The following is an 18,371-nucleotide window of genomic DNA, read 5'->3' as shown; positions in this document are numbered from 1 at the left end:
AGTTATATATTTTATTTTCTTTCACTACGAAGCACGCCATATTGTATTTCCGTTACACATTCGTAAGACTCATTTTTCTCAGGAAGATGTGCTGTCATGCGGGCATAAGTTGACTTCTCCGCTTTGAAGTATTTTACCATGATTGAATTATCAAGGATTGCCAGCAACTGTGCCGGGTCGCTGCTCTTTTTTTGTACAAATGCCCCTCTTATATGGCTCATCACATCCTTATTAATAGACCTGTTATCGAAAAAAGCTATTTTATCGGCGGCGTCCAGCAAATCCTGTAAGGCTCCTTCGGCTGGAGGAGTTTCGTTAATACGTAGCGACCCAAGGCGAATTAGTATCCTGGCGCTATTTGGCATAAATTTATTATTTTTACATGTACCCAGTTCTGTTTGCCAATAGTATTCTCCTATATCTTCACGCTGATACCATTTCCATACCGGTTTAACGTTTAAAACGGGAAATGAGGAAGCAATGCTGCTCTTAGTAAACATGGTAAGGCAAACTTGATTTTCAGGCTGTATTTCACAAGACGCTTGCAAATCAAAATTAATGAGGGCTGTCAGCAATAATATAACGCGTTTCATTTCCTTACTCCTCTTCCTGTTCTCTGCATTCCTTTAATAAATAACTCAGACAAATCATCTATCCCTGCCGTTGCTGGTCCTCCGGGGTCATCAAGGTCTGGGAATAAATAAGGCTCTGCACAGGTATATCCCGCAGGCAATTTATCTATTGGCCACTCCTCCTTTGACAGGTAGTCGCGTGCTGTTTTTGTATCCATCCCTGGATAGTTGGGATCATCCCACTGTGTACAGGTCAGATTTGGTTTCACCCACTTTTTACAATACGGTGTGTAGTCGTAAGGGCTGAATGCTGTGAAAAATGTTTTGAAAACATTGGGCTCGCTGCTGGCCTGGTCAATAGAATATTTCGGCATTAATTTTTCCGCTATGCCAGGCAGTTTACTCGGGTTGGGCTTTGGTGGTGGGGTAGGTCTCGCTCCATAACCACCATTCTTTAAGTGACCATATTTAGATGCAAGCCCAAGTGAATCAATCCAGCTAATGGGATTTAAAGGATACGCATACAAATTCCATCCTCCCATCAACCCAATCGGATCCTGCGTGATATACCGTCCCTGACGCGGGTCGTAATAACGGTGACGGTTATAGTGCAGCCCGGTTTCTTCATCATACTGCTGGCCCGGCAGGCGCAGGTGTTGTTCCAGATTGTGCGGGTTATTTTCACTGAGCACATTCCCCCAGGCGTCGTATTCTGCTGACCAGTCTGTTTTTCCCTCACCGTTGATGAGCGCCAGGGGCAGGCCGCGGTGGTCGCAGTGGTACAGGTGAATTGTGCGCTGCGGTGTGTGCACCGGTTCCAGCTGGTTCTGCATCCGCTCTGCCGTCAGACCACACTGTGCCAGCCACTGCTGACTCTGTTCGCTGAGGTTGCCGCTTCGCAGTTCGCCTTCCAGCCGGTCGAGCAGGCTGACCAGCTCTGGCGGGAAGGTGACTCCGCCGTCCTGCTGCAGTTTTTCGGCCAGGCTGCGGCGCAGGGATTTGTTCAGCTCATCCGTGGTGGTTGTGATGCGCAGCAGGGGTGTGAAGCTGCCCGGGAGGTACACTGTCTGGATGCGGGTGGTGTCCGTCTGCGTGGTGGTCAGGCGGTCGCCGTCCCAGCCGTACCAGACGCGGCTGACCTGCTCCGGGCGGCCGTCACGGGGTGTTTCGCGTACCACTTTGCCGGTGCGACGGCCCAGCGGGTCGTACAGGTAGCGGGCGGTGGTCAGAGTGTGGTCCTGCTGGCTGCGGGTGTACTGCACCAGCCGGTGCTGGTGGTCATAGTGATACCGGTGGCAGTGGCTGCCGCCGTCGCGGATTATCCGCTCGTCCCGCCCGGTGAGTCTGCCATGGCCGTCATGATGGTAAAAACTCTCCGCATCCCCGCTGATACGGTTGTCCGGCCACACGGCGGGCAGGGCGGGGTGCGCGACCCGGTCAGCCAGACGGTTCCCGGCCGGGTCGGTGGCGTAACGCTGCAACAGGTCGGGGTGCTGTGTACCGACGAGTCGCCCCGTGCCGTCATACCGGTAATGCTGGTCCGCGTTTTCCTGGCTGATGCGTACCAGCTGCCCGTTGTCGTTATAGCCGTATTCCCGGTTCAGCACCGGGTCACTGAGCGTGTGGCTCAGCAGCTGCCCGGAGGCGCTGTAGTGCGTGTTCTGCTCATAAGTGCCGAAGTCACGCTGCGTTTCCCGGTGCAGCCTGTCGCGGGTGAAGCTGATAAGCGGGGTCTCCCCGAGCTTCATGCCGGCCAGATGACCGCTGCCGTAGGTGAGCCATTCCACGGGTGGCAGACGGTCCGGGGTGGTCCGGTTCGCCAGCCCGTGGTGGTGGGCGTGTTTTGTGACGTGCTGCCAGAGCAGGGCGTCTGTCTGCGGGGCATGGACGGTCTGTCGCTCGCGGCACAGGCGACCGTTTTCATGATAGTCGTAGTGCACGGCAACGCGATGGCCTTCACTGACATGGCTGGTTTCCGTCAGCCAGCCACGCTCATCGTACTGCCACTGCTCTGCCGGTTCACCGTCCACGGTGCGGTGGCTGAGCCGGTCCGACGCATCATAGTGCCACCGGGTCACAAGGCCCTCATCCTCGCTGCAGATAAGCTGACCAGTGACGCTGTAGTGGTAACGCTGCGTCCGGCCGTCAAAACCGGTCTCCTGCACCCGCCTGTCCAGCGCGTCATACGTGAAGGTTGTGCGGCCGCCGTTCTCGTTGACCAGCCCGCTGACGCGCCCGGCCGCATCGTATGCCATCCGCCGCGTCAGCCCGCCCTGCGTGGTGCTGACCGGGCGTCCGGCGGCGTCGTACTCCGTGGTCTGTGTGCTGCCGTCCGGGTGAATCACGGTGGTGAGGTCGCCCGCCGCGTTGTAGTCATACTGCGTCTTATGGCCTGCGGCACCGGTATGGCAGACAAGCCGGCCCCGCGCATCATACTGCCAGTGAAGGCTGAGCCCTTCCTCCTGGTGCAGCGCGGTGAGCTGACCGAAGCGGTCGTATTCATAGCGGGTGACACAGCCCGAGCAGTCGGTGAGGGTGAGTAGCTGCCCGTAGCGGTTCCGGGTCATCTCCCGGCGGCTGCCGGTGGGGCCTTCGGTGGCACAGGGCCATTCGCTCTGCGGATTGTCATAAAAATAACCGGTGATATCGCCACTGCGGGAGGTTTCCTGTATCAGGCGACCCGCGTCGTCAAATTTTTGCAGGCTGCGCAGGCCGTCCGTGCCGGTGGTGCAGATGAGCTGACGCTGGCTGTTGTAGCTGAAGCGGACCGACCTGCCGTCCGGGTGGACGATGTCCGTCACGTTGCCTGAGCCGACATTCAGCCGGTATTCAGTTCTGCGCCCGGCCGCGTCGGTCACTGCCAGCAGTCGCCCGGCATTATCAAATTCACGGGTCAGCGTGCTGCCGTCGGCCTTTTCTTCTTTAATTACCCGTTTCAGACCGTGTTCGCCTTCGGTGTGCAGCACCTCCCGGCGGTGCAGGGAGTCGGTGATGACGACAGCATTTTTTTCATAGCCATAGGTGTAGCTCAGCCCGGCGGGGTTGTGCTGCTCCGTCACGCGCCCGGCGGCATCGTAGCGGTAGGTGACGGGTGGTCGTCCGGCATGCCGGTGCGCGGTCATGCGCCCCGGATGGGTATGGTCATACGTGAAATGGCGCACCGCGGTACCGCTGCGGTCATACACCGCCGCCAGTTCGCCGCGCGGGGAATAGGTGTAGCGGACCAGCGGCAGCGCGGGAAGATTGTCGGGGTATACCGGGTCATGGGTCAGCCACACCGCCGCCAGGCGAACGCCGCTGTCGGTGCCGGGCAGCGTCTGCGGATATTCAGATACCCTGATATCTGACGCGGTCGTCTGTTTACGCGCCGCTTCCGCCCGCTGCGCCTGCGTGGAGAGTTCAAGCCGGAAGCGACGTCCCGCACCGTCGGTGACGGCGGTGATATGCCCGGCATAGTCTCCGTCGGCATCCCGGTGAAAGCGCAGTGTACGCCCGAAGCGGTCCGCCAGCCCGGTCAGCACCCGGGACGGGGGCAGCGGCGCGGGTAACACGTCCTCCACGCCCGGAACACGCTCCGGCCAGCCGAGCAGCCACCACGGCCCCTGGGCACTGTTGGTTGCCAGATAAAGATGCGGGCTTATCCGCAGGGCTTCCGGCAGGGTCTGCCAGAGCACATGCAGCACGTTGCTCTCGTGCAGTTTCAGCGCCCCGCCACGGGCGAGCCACAGGGATTCGCTGCGGCTGAAGGCGGTCTCGCCGGGCATCAGCGGGTCAAAGTGAAGGCTTCTGCCGCCGTTGTCGTTAAGTATCAGCGCATCATCATGCAGCTGTAAGCGGATATCGAACGGGGCTTTCCAGCCGGGGCCGAAGAGACTGACGGGCGCAGGGGTGGGAGTACGGTAACTGCTGTAGGCGCGGGTGAGCACAAAGGGCAGCGGACCGGGCAGGGCGAGGTCGGTTTCGCCGGGCAGCACCTTGGCCCCCAGCAGGGGGTTAACCGGGTTGCCGGACGTCCTGCCGCCGGGGCACACCGAACAGGCCACCCCGGTGGGGGCGCCAATCATCACCCCCATGGAGCCCTGAATTATCGGGCCACCTTTTGCGGTGGCATCGCCCATCCGGGCCGCGGGTTTTCCGCTCATGGTCAGTTCCTTCTGAATGATGTCGCGAAACAGGCGCGCTACCGCCGGAAGAAACGCGCGTTTCTCCTGCGAGGCGTGCCCGGATTGTCCTTAAATAAGAAGGGGATAATTACAGAGAGGAGTGCAGAGGCGAAGAAATAATCAGGCAGAAGGAGAAAATTCGGAACCCATAAAGGGTAAGGATGAGTTCACGATAGCCTCCTGTCTGAGCGACAGTCGCTCTGTTTGTGCATCGCAGCGATGCCGTGCTTACCATAAAACCGTGGTCAGGTTTTCTTGATAACGATAAGGGATTTCCACGGCAAAGCGCGATGAACCTTTCTTAACTTACAGCGACTGCAGGAAGGCCAGCAGATCGTTGTTCAGCTGATCCTGATGGGTGACGGCAAAACCGTGCGGCGCATTGTCATACACTTTCAACTGCGCGCCTGGAATCATCTCTGCCGCGACTTTACCGGTGGATTCGAACGGTACAACCTGGTCGTTGCTGCCATGAATCACCAGCGTCGGCACGTCAACTTTCGCCATATCCGGGCGGAAATCGGTTTCGCCAAACGCGGTTACGCAATCGATAGTCCCTTTGAGCGACGCCAGCAGCGCTATGTTCAGCGTCTGGGTCAGCACACCCTCAGAGACCTGTTGTCCGGCGTTAAGGCCATAGAAAGGCGTAGAGAAATCGCTGATAAACTGCGCTCTGTCTTTACGCAGCCCATCGCGAATACCGTCGAAGACGCTCTTATCGACACCCTGCGGATAGTCGGCGGTTTTTCCGAAGATAGGCGTTACCGCACCCAGTAGCACCAGCGCCTTCACGCGGGACGTGCCGTAGCGACCGATATAGCGGGAGACATCACCGCCACCCATCGAGAAGCCCACCAGCGTCACGTCCTGAAGATCCAGCGTGGTGATGAGGTCGTTAATATCGGAGGCAAACGTGTCGTAGTTGTAGCCTTCCCACGGCTGATCAGAACGGCCAAAGCCGCGACGGTCAAAAGCAATGACACGGTAGCCGCGCTCGGCGAGAAAGTTCAGTTGACTGTCCCACATGTCGCCATCCAGCGGCCAGCCATGGCTGAACAATACCGGTTTGCCGGTGCCCCAGTCTTTGTAATAAATCTGCGTGCCGTCCTGCGTTTTGATGGTGCTCATGCCTGAAACCTCACTCGTTTGTGATTAGGTTGATAGGAGTTGCTGTTACATTATGGGCGCGATCAGATACCGCGCCGTCGGAAGTTGACTACCTCGATGAAAAGCCTGCACTTTGCTCTGGATCAGCAGGTCATTGACCGTGTGGCGTTCCAGCTGGCGCAGATGCTCAATCCAGGTGCCGACCACGAAAGACTCGACAAACACCCCAGGGCGCTGCAGATCTTCATACACCGACCAGCTCAGCGCGCCGCCACGAACGCGCACCCGGCGAATTTCCTGTACGCAAAGGACAAACTCCGCCACATCCTGGGGGTCTATCTCATAGTCGTACATCACCATCACCGGCCCACGCTCATGGGAAATATCCAGCGACTGTGCCTGACTGTCGACGTCGCGAATATCCAGATTCAGGTCGGGATCTTTGTTCAGCTTCCAGCGCAGGGCCGTCAGGCTCGCCAGCAGCATGCCCACCGTTGCCACGCAGAGTGAGGCTGGAATACCAAAGTGCGAGGCCAGTTGCCCCCAGATGGCGCTGCCCAGCGTCATCGAGCCAAAGAAGACCGTCAGATAGACCGCCAGCGCTCGCGCTTTAACCCATTTCGCCGCGCTGCGCTGCGCCCCCACGTTCAGCGTTGAGAGCACCGCAATCCAGGCAAAGCCGGTCAGAAACTCGAAGGCATTAAGCCACCAGAAGTGACGGACAAAAGCCAGCGCCAGCATGCTGACGGCAAATATGCCGCTGTTGAGCACCATTAACTTGTCGGGATCGAAATGTTTACGCAGCCGTGGCAGCACAATCGCCCCGCAAATCGCCCCCACACCAATGCAGGCCAGCATGATCCCGTAACCACCAGGGCCCAGACCCAGCTCGCGGCGGGCAACCAGCGGCAGTAATGCCCAGCCCGCACTGGCGAAGGTGAAGAAGGCCACGGTGCGCACCAGCACATTTCTCAGCACGGGTGCGGCATGCACATAGCGCAGCCCGGCGCGCACCGCGGAGAAGAAGTGCTCAGGCGGCAGACGCTGAATGGAGGGCTCCGCTTTCCAGCGCCAGAGCACCCACGCCACACCGAGGACGGAGAGCGCATTCAGAGCGAATACCACCCAGGGGCCTGCAAACGAAAGCACCAGCCCGCCCAGAGCCGGGCCAATTGCCCGGCTGATGTTGATGCCAAGCGAGTTGAGGGCGATAGCCGGAGCCAGCTCATGCTTATCCACCAGGTCCGGCACAATAGCCTGAAACGGCGGCGAACTCATCGCGGCACCCGTACTTAACAGGAAAGCGGCAATCAGCAGCACGGTCGGTGTCACCAGTCCGGCAAACGACAGCAGGGTGAGTCCGGCAGCGGCAATAAACACCCAGAGCTGGGAGAAGAGCAGATATTTACGCCGGTCGACAATGTCCGCCATCACCCCGGAAGGAAGGGCGAAGAGAAACATCGGCAGGCTGCTGGCTGCCTGCACCAGCGCGACGGCGAGCGGATCAGCGCTCAGCGTTAGCATGGTCCAGTTCACCCCCACATCGTTCATCCATGAACCAATGTTGGAGACCACCGTGGCAATCCACAGCATACGAAATACCGGCTGGCGCAGAGGCTGCCAGGAGGAGGCGCTTACTGGCGCTGTGCCTGCTGACGCGGCCTGCGCCGCCGCCGTGTGAATATCATTGACTTGTGCCATGCCTGAACTCCTGTTCTCCTGGCACGCTGACGCGCCATTTGCCCGCGCCGGTCAACGCCAGCGTGGTAAAGATGATGAGCAACAGCCAGCCAAATTGTCCTTCAGCAATACTCCACTGTGGGTGCACCATCAGCATCGCCACCAGCAGCACGCCGATAACCGGCAGGCAGGCCAGGCGGGTGCCAATACCCAGAATGATAAATAGTGGGCAGACCACTTCAGCAGAAATGGCGGGCAGCAGGCTCATCCACGGCCCAAAGCCAAAGGGATCTTCGATTTTTGTCAGTTCTTCGCTGAAATTCAGCACCTTCGGCAGGCCGTGCACATAGAGAAGCAGCAGACTACCGGTGAGGCGCAGGAAGAACAGCCCCGCGTCGATACGGGGCAGCATTGAGGTTACGTTTTTCATAGGCATCAGAATGCGAAGCAGCTGCAGCCGAGCGCGCCCCAGAAGGCGTTATCGTCTGAAACCGGAACGGAGGAACCGCGTGCCACGTCATGCTGATGGTTGTGCACGCCACAGGGGCCGCTGCAATGGTGGACGGCAGGCATCATGCCAACGCGTGCCTGTTGTGGCGGTGCGCTACGGTAGTGACCTGGAACCTTCACTACCGGCGACCACTCCGGCAGAACCGGAATAGCCGGTGGGGCTTCGCCGCTGAAGCTGCCCGCAGCATAGACGACTTTGCCATCCACCACGGTGAGCACCGACTCAATGCCTTTGATCTCTTCTTCCGGCACCCGGAAATAGTCTTTACTCAGCACGGCGAGGTCAGCCAGTTGACCCACTTTGATCTGCCCCTTTTTGCCCTGTTCGCTGGAGAACCAGGCACTGCCCTGGGTCCAGAGCATCAGTGCGGTATCACGATCCAGTCGCGCATTGACGTCGTACATCTGCATGCCGCCTACGGTGCGTCCGGAAACCAGCCAGTAGAGCGCGGTCCAGGGGTTATAGCTGGCAACACGGGTAGCGTCGGTACCCAGGCCAACCGGTACGCCGGTTTCGAGCATTTTTGCCACCGGCGGCGTATGGCGTACCGCTTCCATGCCGTAGCGTTCCGCGAAGTATTCGCCCTGGAAGGCCATACGGTGCTGAACGGCGATGCCTCCGCCCAGCGCTTTGATGCGGTCGATATTCTGCTGGGTCACCGTTTCCGCATGGTCGAAGAACCAGTGCAGGCCGTTGAACGGAATATCGCGGTTAACGCGCTCGAAGACATCCAGCATACGGCTGATGGATTCGTTATAGGTAGCGTGCAGACGGAACGGCCAGCGGTGTTCAACCAGGTGGCGCACCACGCGCTCTAATTCATCTTCCATGCCGGGGGCCAGATCCGGGCGTGGTTCAAGGAAGTCCTCAAAGTCGGCAGCGGAGAAGACCAGCATTTCACCCGCGCCGTTGTGGCGGAAGAAGTCGCTACCCTGGCCTGGGGTGAGCATATCGGTCCATTTTTCGAAATCTTCCAGCTCATGACCCGGACGCTGGGTAAAGAGGTTATAGGCGATACGAATAGTCATCTGCTTTTTGGCGTGCAGCTCGTTGATGATTTCGTAATCTTCCGGGTAGTTCTGGAAACCGCCACCGGCGTCAATGGCGCTGGTCAGGCCCAAACGGTTCAGTTCACGCATAAACTGGCGGGTGGAGTTAACCTGCTGTTCCAGCGGCAGTTTCGGCCCTTTTGCAAGCGTTGCGTAAAGGATCATGGCATTCGGACGGGCAATCAGCATCCCGGTCGGGTTGCCGTTACTGTCGCGCTGAATTTCACCGCCCGGCGGGTTGGGAGTGTCTTTGGTGTAACCCACCACGCGGAGCGCGGCGCGGTTGAGCAGGGCGCGGTCGTAGAGATGGAGGATAAAGACTGGTGTATCCGGGGCGGCGGCGTTGATCTCGTCGAGGGTCGGCATGCGGCGCTCAGCAAACTGGAATTCGCTCCAGCCACCCACCACGCGCACCCATTGCGGCGACGGCGTGCGCAGAGCCTGCTCTTTCAGCATCCGCAGGGCATCCGCCAGCGAGGGCACACCTTCCCAGCGCAGTTCGAGGTTGTAGTTCAGGCCGCCGCGAATCAGGTGCAGGTGCGAGTCGTTCAGGCCGGGTATGGCGGTACTGCCTTTGAGGTCGATGACTTTACTGCCGTCGCAGTGGTGTTCCATCACTTCGGCCTGACTGCCTACCGCCAGAAATTTGCCGTCGCGGATGGCAACCGCAGCGGCAACCGGGTTTTCCCTGTCTACCGTATGAAAGTTGCCGTTGAGTAAAATCAGCTCTGCTTTATCGAGCGAGACCATAAATCCTCCTGTCTGAAACGCCCGGCACTTAAGTTAAACCGCCGGACAAGATGAGATGCCCCGTCAACGCAGAGCGTGAAAACTGGAAGGATTATGGTGAGCAGGGGAAAACGGCGTCTAGTTATACGAAGGTATACCTATACGAACGTATAGTTATACACAGAGATAATAGTTCTCATTCCAAACAACTCTTACTATCCGCTCCGACAGCATGGCCCGGGACGAACGCTAAAAGGCAGCCGCTTTGTGCTTCTCTTTCGTCTGTTGATGCAGCGCGAGAATATCCCGGTCTCTGTCAGCATGGTTTCCGCCTCCGTTGCGGGAAACTGTAACTTAACGACAATGGATATTCTTATGACCAACACTAAGCTTGAAGTCCTGACCCCTCAAAACTGCCAAATGATTTTCATCGATCAGCAGCCGCAAATGGCGTTTGGCGTGCAGTCTATTGATCGCCAGGTGCTGAAAAACAATGTGGTTGGCCTGGCGAAAGCGGCTAAGGTCTTCAATATTCCGACCGTTATCACCACCGTAGAAACAGAAAGTTTCTCCGGCAATACCTTCCCTGAGCTGCTGGATGTATTCCCGGAACACGACATTCTGGAACGCACCTCCATGAACTCATGGGATGACCAGAAAGTGCGTGATGCGCTGGCGAAAAACGGTAAGAAGAAAGTAGTGGTGGCTGGCCTGTGGACCGAAGTGTGTAACAACACCTTCGCGCTGTGCGCCATGCTGGAAGGTGACTATGAAATTTATATGGTGGCTGATGCCTCCGGTGGCACCTCTAAAGAAGCCCATGATTACGCGATGCAGCGCATGATTCAGGCGGGGGTGATCCCTGTGACCTGGCAGCAGGTTCTGCTGGAATGGCAGCGCGACTGGGCTCACAAAGAGACTTACAACGCGGTGATGGATATTGTCAAAGAGCACTCGGGTGCCTACGGCATGGGTGTGGATTACGCCTACACCATGGTGCATAAAGCGCCAGCGCGTGCGAAAGGCGCTCACCGTACTCTGGCTCCGGTTCCGGCCAATAAATAACGACTGACAAAGGGCGGGGCGTTTGCCCCGGCCCGTTCAGTTCAACACAACGGGAGATCTCCTATGAGCACAGAGCTCATTTCCCTTGGCGCAGGCGTGCTTATCGGTCTTCTGTACGCGGTGCTTAAGGTCCGTTCACCCGCGCCACCCGCTATTGCATTGGTGGGGTTGCTCGGTATGCTGGCGGGCGAACACCTGATCGCCGCCGTTATCACCCAGGATGCGCCCTCCGCGGCCATCAGTCAGCCACAGGTTATTCCATCGCATGCGGATAACGCATCTGCCATAAGTCGCTATACAGAGGCAGGCTAACCATGTTGAAATCCTATGCTGTTTCTCTGGCGGTTGGCCTGCTGGCTGGCGTCATTTATGGTGCGATGCAAGTGCATTCACCCGCCCCTCCGGTCATAGCTCTGCTGGGCCTGTTCGGTATGTTAGTGGGTGAACAACTTATTCCTGTTGGCCGTCGGCTCCTGCGCGGCGAGCCGGTGACCCTGGCATGGTTTCGTCATGAATGCGTGCCCAAAATTAGTGGCACTCCTCCCCCTGACGGTAAAGACGTTCGCCAGGAGTGACACGCACTCGCGTGAGTGAAAGACAGAGGACCAGACATGACGCTGCCAGCGCGCATTGTCATCATTGATGATGAACGTTCCGTCCGCAGCGGGTTAAGCAACCTGCTGCAGTCGGAAGGGTACGACACAGACGTCTTTGAATCTGCCGAGGCGTTTCTCAATGATGAAGCCGCGCTGTCTCTGGCGTCTTTGCTTATTATTGATATTAAGCTTAAAGGCATGAGCGGTCCGGCGCTCTACCAACATCTGCTCGACAGCATGACACCTCCGCCGGTCATTTTTGTCTCCGGGCATGAAGACGAAAACCTGTCGCGTTATGCGCCGCAAACCGAGTCCGTCACGCTGCTGCGTAAGCCTATTAACATCGATACGCTGCTGGAACAGATCCGCCGCGAACTCTCTTTACGTGAGGAGCGTTAATGAGCGAAAAACTCTCTGCCGCCGGAAAAATGATGGACGGTGAAGTCGTCACCCTGACCGATGACATTATCTTCACCCGTTTAGTACAGGAGGGTGGCATTGCGTGGACGCTCTGTCAGCCACTCCACTCGGACAGCAGTTTTATCCTCGCCAGCGCGGCGGTAGCGGGGGACGAAGCCGCGTTTGCGACCACGCAGCGGCTGAAAAATGAGTTTTCATTACGCGCCAGGCTCTCCGGCGCATGGGCCATAAAGCCGATGAACTGCACCAGCTTTCACGGCCACTACGCGCTGGTTTACGCCCCGTTTCCCTTCCGCACCCTTGCACAATCCAGTCGTACGCGCGGGCGCAGCATGACCGATTTCCTCTCCATCGCGATGCGTCTGTGCGCGCCGCTGCGCCAGATGCACGCGCAGGGGCTGATTCATAGCGACATCAAGCCCGGACACTTTTTTATCGATCCCGGTGGGGCTTACCGGCTGGGGGGATTTGGACTGACAAGAGGGGTGGAGGAGACGTTGAGCGCCACCCGCATGACGGTGTCCGGCGGCACGCTGGCGTATATGTCCCCGGAACATACCGCCCGCACCCGCGACAAAGTCGACAGCCGTAGCGATCTCTACAGCCTGGGCATTGTGCTTTATGAACTGTTAACCGGTGAACTGCCTTTTGATCTCAACGACGCCGGACAGGCCGAGTGGGCGCATCACCATATTGCTTCACCTCCCCGTTCCCCCCGCCTGCGCCGGCCCGGTGTACCGGCGACGCTGGCGGAGATCGTGTTGCGTCTGCTCGAAAAATCCCCTGAAAATCGCTACCAGACCGTAGAAGGGCTGATGGCCGATCTGCGCCGCTGCCAGGCGTCGCTTGCAAAAAATGGCGAGATTGCCTCATTTACGCCCGGTTTGCAGGACAGGGAACCCACCCGTATGTTGCCTGATCCGCTTTTTTTGAATCACCCTCAGCACCCGCAACTGCTGGCCGCCTTTGATCGTGTGGTTGAAAGCGGTTGTCATGCGCTGGTTACCGTCAGCGGGCCGCCAGGATGCGGAAAATCGTCGCTTATTTCCTCTGCGCTGAAAGTGCTTCAGCAGCGCCAGACGCTGCTGGCAATTGGCAAGGCCGATCAATACTCTCCGGTATTACCCTACACCGTTATCGCCTCCGCTTTTCGCTCGCTGACGCTGTGGCTGCTGGGGCTTGAGGCGGAAGAGGTAGCGCGCTGGAAAATGCGCCTGACGCGGGCCTTAGGCAGCCATGCCGCGCTGGCCATTAAACTGGTGCCGGAGCTGGGGCTGTTGCTGGATAACCGGCAGCTCACGGTGGTCAACACCCAGTCGGCGGATACCCGTATGCGTTTCAACCTGATGGCGCATCGTCTGGTGGAAGCGTTCGCCACGCCGGATAACCCGCTGGTGCTGCTGATTGGCGATATTCACTGGATCGATCAGGCCAGTATGCAACTGCTGGAGCATTTGCTCAGCAGCACGGAATCATTACCCCTTCTGGTTGTGGTGTCCTGCTCCGATACCGATACGTTTCCCGCCTCTGGTGAACAGGATCTCCTGTCGGCGTTACGCCTCCGGGCGCGCTACAGCCTTGAGCTTCGCCCCGAGCCCTTGAGTGTGAAAGCGGTCGCCCGCTGGCTGGCGAACCTGTTGCAAACCCGTGCCTCGAGCCTGGGCGAGCTGGCTGCGCTGATCCACGAAAAAACCGGAGGTAACCCACTCTTTACTCATGAGTTTTTCCAGCGCATCTTCAAGGATGGTTTGATTACTCATCATAAAGAGTATGGCAAGTGGCACTACGATTTAGAGGCAATTCGCTCGCATACCTACACTGAAAACGTGGCGAGTCTGGTATTAAAGCAACTGGCTGAAATGCCGCCGCAGACGCGAAATCTGCTCGGTTGCCTGGCCTGCGTGGGGGGAACCGGCAAGCCCGCGCTGCTCAGTCAGATTCTGGAGATAACACCGGAACAGCTGCATGAAGATTTGCAACCGGCCGTGGCCGCAAGGCTTATTAGCCTTTCCGATGCCCAGTATGCTTTTACCCACGACCGGGTTCACGAGGCCGCGCTGGCTCTGCTTGATGCGCAGGACGTTGTCCGTTTAAACATTGCCGCAGCCGAACGACTCACCGGGACGGTGGCGGACGATGACAGCAGTGAACATCTCTTTCTGGCGGTGCATCACATTATCTCGGCGATGGAAAGCCTGCGTCTGTCACCGCAGCGAGAGCGTTACCACCACGTTTGCCGGCTGGCGGCCCAGCGCGCCAGGCTGACCGGGGATTATGCGTCAGCGGTGCGCTATCTCAGAGCGGCAAAGTGTCTGCAAAGCACAACACAGCGCGATCGGGCGCAGGCCAGTTTTAGCCTCACATTTGAAGAGGCGGAGTGTGAGTTTTTACAGGGAAACCTTCCCTCTGCGCTGGCGCTTTGTCACCAACTGATGAGTGCGCCGGGGAACCTGCAACAAAAAGCAATGGCCGCGGGCATGCTGGCAGAAGTGCATATGCGTCAGTCAGACATGAGCCTCGCCCTTGAAACATCCTTAGCCTGGCTGGCGGTGTTTGGCATTCATCTGAGTCGTCGTCCTGCTGACGATGAGTGCAGAATTATCTGGCAAATGCTTGAAAGGCGTTTAGGGGATGCGCCGGAGGCAGCGTTCCGCCAGCTTGCGCTCATTGAGGACCCTGAAGCGGAGGCCATCATGAACCTGATGCTGAGCGCCAGTATGTTTTCTGCGTTCGCCTGTCCGCAACTGCACTTCATCCTGTTGGCCCGAATCATGCTAATGACCCTGGAAAAAGGGCTGAGTGGCGCGTCCACCACCGCGCTTGCCTGGTATGGCGTAATGATTGGCTGCCGTTACCATCAGTATGAAAAGGGGTATCGCTACACGCTACTGGGGCGCGACCTTGCAGATGAACATCAGCTTACCCATTTTACCGGGCGTACCTGGCTTGCGGTTGATCTGTGCAGCGCCTGGGTGAAGCCGCTCGGTACGGCGATTGAGCATGCGAAGGCCTGCTTCACCGCCTCGGTCGAACATGGCGATCTTACCGCAGCATGTTTTGTCCTTCGCCATCAGACGATGAATTTCCTGACCCGGGGCGATCATCTGGACGGTGTTATCTCCACCATTGAGGGGGGGCTGGGGTTTGTGCGTAAACTCCATTTTCCCGATGTGGAAATTATGCTCTCTATCCAGCGTCTGTATGTTAACCATTTGCGTAATACTGCCAGCGCCACCTTTAGCGGCCACAATCTGTTTGCTGACTCGCTGCTGACGGTGACCAACCCGCGGGAAGCCCAGCCTATCCCGCTGGCGGTTTTCTGGTTCTGGCTGTATCGCGGGATGGCGCACTTCATGGCGGGGGAGTATGAAGATGCCGCTTTCTGTCTGGCAAAAGCGACGCCCGTCGCTGATATGGTGCCAGGCTATATCCATTTGCTCGATTACCATTTCTACAGTGCGCTTTCACTGACGCAATGCCTGACCCGGAACGGGGCCGACAGTGCACAGCGAGACGTCCTTAATGCCCATTATGCGCATATTGTCCGTTGGGCCGGGCATAACCCTGCTGCCTTTGCGGACAGGGCAGCCCTGCTTCGTGCCGAACTGGCACGGCTTGACGGGGATAATGAGACCGCCGTCGCGCAGTATGAAAAGGCGATTGCCCTGTCGGGTGAATCCGAATGTTATCCAGTCAATGGCCTCGCCTGCGAATTAGCGGGCCGTTTTGCCAGAGCCACCGGCTGGGTAACGGCAGCAGAAGGCTATGTCCGAAACGCCTTTTCGGCATGGCGTCGGTGGGGAGCCACCGCCAAAGTTCGCCATCTTGAACGCCAGTATCCACATCTGGCACCCGCCGGGCAGCGTTCGCCTTATGACACTATCGCATTTGCGCAAAATGAAGCCGTGAACGATCTGGAAAGTGTCCTGCGTGCCGTGCGCGCCATGACCGAAGAGATAGACCTCGACCGCCTGGTGCACACGCTGATGACCATTCTGCTGGAGCGGGCGGGAGCCCAGCGTGGGCTATTGATCCGAATTATTGATAACACTATCCCGGAAACGCAGGCCTGCGCTGAGACCTCATCTGAAGGGGTAAACGTTGAGCTTGTCAGAGAGCGTCCGGGGGCAACGGATATGCCGCTTTCGGTGCTGGCAGCGGTGATGCGTACCGGGCAGGAGATCCGCATCAGTAAACCGGAACGGTTTGGCCCCTTCAGCCAGGACCCGTACCTCGTGACCTCCGGGGCGGCTATTTTGTGCGTGCCAATGCATAAACAGGGAAAGCTGGTGGGTGTGTTGTATCTCGAAAACCGGGTGATGCCGGACATTTTTACCGCGGAAGACTCGCGTATTGTCAGAATGCTGGCGGCCCAGGCAGCGGTGTCGCTGGAAACTGCCCGCCTGTACGCCGAACTGGTGGAAGAAAACGTGCAGCGCCGTCGGGCTGAAAAAGAGCTGCGTACCAGTCAGACGTCGCTGATGCTGGGTGAAAAAATCAGCAACACCGGTATCTGGCGCTGGGAGCTCGAACAGGATGTGATGTTTGTCTCTGATGAATATGCGCGCATTCTGGGGCTGCCAGAACGACAGCGAACCCTGTCGATGGCTGATTTTATGACCCTGGTTCACCCTGAGGATTTCCAGCGTATTAACACGCTGGTGAATGATAGCGTTCGCAACGGTGTGTCCATGCGGGCGGAGTTTCGTATTTTTCGGCCTGATGGGGAGTGCCGTTACATACTCGGCGTGGGTAATCCCGTGGGCTATGAAACCAACGTCGCGGAGTATTTCGGGGTGATTACCGATATCACCGGCCGCCGTTTGTCCGAGGACGCCGTTAGGGTGGCGCAGGCCGATCTGGCCCGCGTCTCCCGCGCAACCACCGTCGGGCAACTCACCGCCTCTATTGCTCATGAGATCAATCAGCCGCTGATGTCGATTGTTGCCAATGCGGGTGCCAGCCTGCGCTGGCTGAATCGCGAACCGCCCATGTTCGCCAATGCGCGCAGCAGTCTGGAGGAGATAATCAGCGAGGGAGAAAGGGCGGGAAATATTATCCGTGGCCTGCAGGCCTTGACCCGTAATCAGACATCACGTTGCACACGCATCAATTTACACCATCTTGTTTACCGCATTGTGGCCCTGTCACGCAGTGAACTTGAGCGACAAGAGATTGCGCTGCACTACAACCTCGACGCCAGTGATGTGTTCATCCAGGGCGACAGCGTGCAGATCCAGCAGGTGCTGCTGAACCTTATCGTCAATGCTATTGACGCAATGGCGGGCATTGATAGCCGCGCCCTCATGCTGACGGTGAGCTCTGATAACCCGGCACCAGGACGAATACGTCTGAGGATAGCGGACACGGGTATTGGCCTTAGCCCTGAGGTGCAGGAGCGTCTGTTTGACTCCTTCTATACGACCAAGGAGCAGGGGATGGGCATGGGGCTGAGCATCAGTTATGGGATTATTGAAAAACATCAGGGGAAACTGTCTGCCGAGCCTCTTACGCCGCACGGCAGCCAGTTCACCTTTGTGCTGCCCACCCACCATGTGCAGGAGGGAGAGCTTAGCGGCTGAGCGTTTTCTGGATGTTCAGACGGTCAGCGGCCCTGACCAGATCGGTCAGAGAGCGCACCTCCATCTTCTCCATCACCCGCTTTTTGTGCACTTTGGCGGTGATTTCGCTCACCCCCATTGCGGTAGCAATCTGCTTATTCAGCAGCCCGCCGATTGCCAGCTGAAAGACCTCTTTTTCTCGTGGCGTCAGTGAGTCGTAGCGGGCCGTAAGGTGCTGGATTTCCTGAGATGCGCCCAGTGTCTGCTCTGCCAGTTTCAGCGCCCCCGCCACGGCCTGGAGAAGTAAGCCGGGCACGGCGGGTTTGGTCATAAATTCATAAGCGCCAGCCTTCATCGCCTTAACGGATAAAGGAATGGTGCCAAATCCGGTGAGGAAGATAATGGGCAGGGCATACCCCAGCCGGGTCAGCGCCTCGGTAACGTCAAACCCTCCCGTTTCTGGCATATTCATATCCAGAATCAGGCAGCCGGGTTGAGGTGAGAAAGGGTGAGCCAGGAAGTCATCGGCAGAGGAAAAGTCAGCGACCCGATAATCTTCCGCTTTCAGTAAGTTGACCAGTGCCTGCCTGACAGAATGGTCATCGTCCACCACGTAAACAATGTGATCCATGAGGGTTCCTAATCATCAGGGTGTATGCCAGCCAGCGAAAGGGTGCTCCAGAGATAAAGCGTAGTTGTTCCTTTAAAAAACATGGGCATACATACATTTTCACTAAACAATAACTGGATGTTAACATAATAATTATCATTATCATGTTTCAAATGAAAATAATAAAAAGGTATAGGTTAATTTTTTATTAGCCGGAGTGTGACAAGCCCCTTATTCCAGGCCATACATCGGGAAACCAGCGCGCTGACTAAAGGCAGGATGGTGAAGGCGGTCAGGGAAGAGAGGGG

12 protein-coding genes are annotated in these 18,371 nt (G+C 57.7%); 5 read left to right on the top strand and 7 right to left on the bottom strand.

Translation table 11 applies throughout. The annotated features are described in order from the left end of the window. Positions 1 to 11: 11 nt before the first annotated feature. The 6 genes from M1D91_RS19265 to M1D91_RS19240 all read right to left on the bottom strand — a co-directional run bounded on the left by M1D91_RS19265 (position 12) and on the right by M1D91_RS19240 (position 9,832). Entirely contained in the window at positions 12 to 593 is a 582-nt protein-coding gene (locus tag M1D91_RS19265) for a hypothetical protein (protein ID WP_437433538.1), read from the bottom strand. After that, positions 590 to 4,714: an RHS repeat-associated core domain-containing protein gene (locus tag M1D91_RS19260; RefSeq protein ID WP_457975825.1), complete on the bottom strand. Its 4,125-nt coding sequence runs from the start codon at positions 4,712 to 4,714 to the stop codon at positions 590 to 592. The genes M1D91_RS19265 and M1D91_RS19260 overlap by 4 nt, the downstream gene beginning before the upstream one ends. 327 nt (positions 4,715 to 5,041) lie before the next feature. Next, positions 5,042 to 5,863 carry an alpha/beta fold hydrolase gene (locus tag M1D91_RS19255; protein ID WP_437434399.1) on the bottom strand — a complete coding sequence of 274 codons (822 nt, stop codon included), beginning with the start codon at positions 5,861 to 5,863 and terminating at the stop codon, positions 5,042 to 5,044. A 45-nt stretch (positions 5,864 to 5,908) separates the two neighbouring features. Continuing rightward, positions 5,909 to 7,543 carry an MFS transporter gene (locus M1D91_RS19250; protein ID WP_437434398.1) on the bottom strand — a complete coding sequence of 545 codons (1,635 nt, stop codon included), beginning with the start codon at positions 7,541 to 7,543 and terminating at the stop codon, positions 5,909 to 5,911. Then, complete coding sequence (locus tag M1D91_RS19245; RefSeq protein ID WP_437434397.1) at positions 7,527 to 7,952, bottom strand: DoxX family protein; 426 nt, start codon at positions 7,950 to 7,952, stop codon at positions 7,527 to 7,529. Before M1D91_RS19245 ends, M1D91_RS19250 begins: the two co-directional genes overlap by 17 nt. A gap of 5 nt (positions 7,953 to 7,957) precedes the next feature. Then, positions 7,958 to 9,832: an amidohydrolase gene (locus M1D91_RS19240; protein WP_437434396.1), complete on the bottom strand. Its 1,875-nt coding sequence runs from the start codon at positions 9,830 to 9,832 to the stop codon at positions 7,958 to 7,960. A 354-nt stretch (positions 9,833 to 10,186) separates the two neighbouring features. On the opposite strand from M1D91_RS19240, the gene M1D91_RS19235 reads away from it, so the two are divergent. From M1D91_RS19235 to M1D91_RS19215, 5 genes are all read left to right on the top strand, one after another. Then, positions 10,187 to 10,876, top strand: a complete 690-nt coding sequence (locus M1D91_RS19235) for a hydrolase (RefSeq protein WP_437434395.1) — start codon at positions 10,187 to 10,189, stop codon at positions 10,874 to 10,876. Positions 10,877 to 10,939: 63 nt separating this feature from the next. Continuing rightward, entirely contained in the window at positions 10,940 to 11,188 is a 249-nt protein-coding gene (locus M1D91_RS19230) for a DUF1427 family protein (RefSeq protein WP_437434394.1), read from the top strand. A gap of 2 nt (positions 11,189 to 11,190) precedes the next feature. Continuing rightward, positions 11,191 to 11,451, top strand: coding sequence for a XapX domain-containing protein (locus M1D91_RS19225; RefSeq protein WP_437434393.1), 261 nt, complete (start codon positions 11,191 to 11,193; stop codon positions 11,449 to 11,451). A gap of 36 nt (positions 11,452 to 11,487) precedes the next feature. Further along, positions 11,488 to 11,871 (top strand): response regulator, encoded by a 384-nt coding sequence (locus M1D91_RS19220; protein ID WP_437434392.1) that lies wholly within the window; start codon positions 11,488 to 11,490, stop codon positions 11,869 to 11,871. Beyond that, positions 11,871 to 17,474 carry a trifunctional serine/threonine-protein kinase/ATP-binding protein/sensor histidine kinase gene (locus tag M1D91_RS19215; protein WP_437434391.1) on the top strand — a complete coding sequence of 1,868 codons (5,604 nt, stop codon included), beginning with the start codon at positions 11,871 to 11,873 and terminating at the stop codon, positions 17,472 to 17,474. The genes M1D91_RS19220 and M1D91_RS19215 overlap by 1 nt, the downstream gene beginning before the upstream one ends. On the opposite strand, the gene M1D91_RS19210 is transcribed toward M1D91_RS19215, so the two are convergent. Beyond that, complete coding sequence (locus M1D91_RS19210; RefSeq protein WP_437434390.1) at positions 17,464 to 18,084, bottom strand: response regulator transcription factor; 621 nt, start codon at positions 18,082 to 18,084, stop codon at positions 17,464 to 17,466. The two genes, M1D91_RS19215 and M1D91_RS19210, sit on opposite strands and share 11 nt — an antisense overlap. Positions 18,085 to 18,371 lie beyond the last annotated feature (287 nt).

The organism is Enterobacter sp. SA197 (assembly GCF_054131575.1).
The sequence above is the reverse complement of the archived record's forward strand: the minus strand, read 5'-3'. Positions and strand labels throughout refer to the sequence as shown.

Excerpts from the sequence above, each read along its gene's own strand:
- M1D91_RS19265 (WP_437433538.1), bottom strand. The coding sequence starts at position 593 with ATGAAACGCGTTATATTATTGCTGACAGCCCTCATTAATTTTGATTTG.
- M1D91_RS19260 (WP_457975825.1), bottom strand. The coding sequence starts at position 4,714 with ATGAGCGGAAAACCCGCGGCCCGGATGGGCGATGCCACCGCAAAAGGT.
- M1D91_RS19255 (WP_437434399.1), bottom strand. The coding sequence starts at position 5,863 with ATGAGCACCATCAAAACGCAGGACGGCACGCAGATTTATTACAAAGAC.
- M1D91_RS19250 (WP_437434398.1), bottom strand. The coding sequence starts at position 7,543 with ATGGCACAAGTCAATGATATTCACACGGCGGCGGCGCAGGCCGCGTCA.
- M1D91_RS19245 (WP_437434397.1), bottom strand. The coding sequence starts at position 7,952 with ATGAAAAACGTAACCTCAATGCTGCCCCGTATCGACGCGGGGCTGTTC.
- M1D91_RS19240 (WP_437434396.1), bottom strand. The coding sequence starts at position 9,832 with ATGGTCTCGCTCGATAAAGCAGAGCTGATTTTACTCAACGGCAACTTT.
- M1D91_RS19235 (WP_437434395.1), top strand. The coding sequence starts at position 10,187 with ATGACCAACACTAAGCTTGAAGTCCTGACCCCTCAAAACTGCCAAATG.
- M1D91_RS19230 (WP_437434394.1), top strand. The coding sequence starts at position 10,940 with ATGAGCACAGAGCTCATTTCCCTTGGCGCAGGCGTGCTTATCGGTCTT.
- M1D91_RS19225 (WP_437434393.1), top strand. The coding sequence starts at position 11,191 with ATGTTGAAATCCTATGCTGTTTCTCTGGCGGTTGGCCTGCTGGCTGGC.
- M1D91_RS19220 (WP_437434392.1), top strand. The coding sequence starts at position 11,488 with ATGACGCTGCCAGCGCGCATTGTCATCATTGATGATGAACGTTCCGTC.
- M1D91_RS19215 (WP_437434391.1), top strand. The coding sequence starts at position 11,871 with ATGAGCGAAAAACTCTCTGCCGCCGGAAAAATGATGGACGGTGAAGTC.
- M1D91_RS19210 (WP_437434390.1), bottom strand. The coding sequence starts at position 18,084 with ATGGATCACATTGTTTACGTGGTGGACGATGACCATTCTGTCAGGCAG.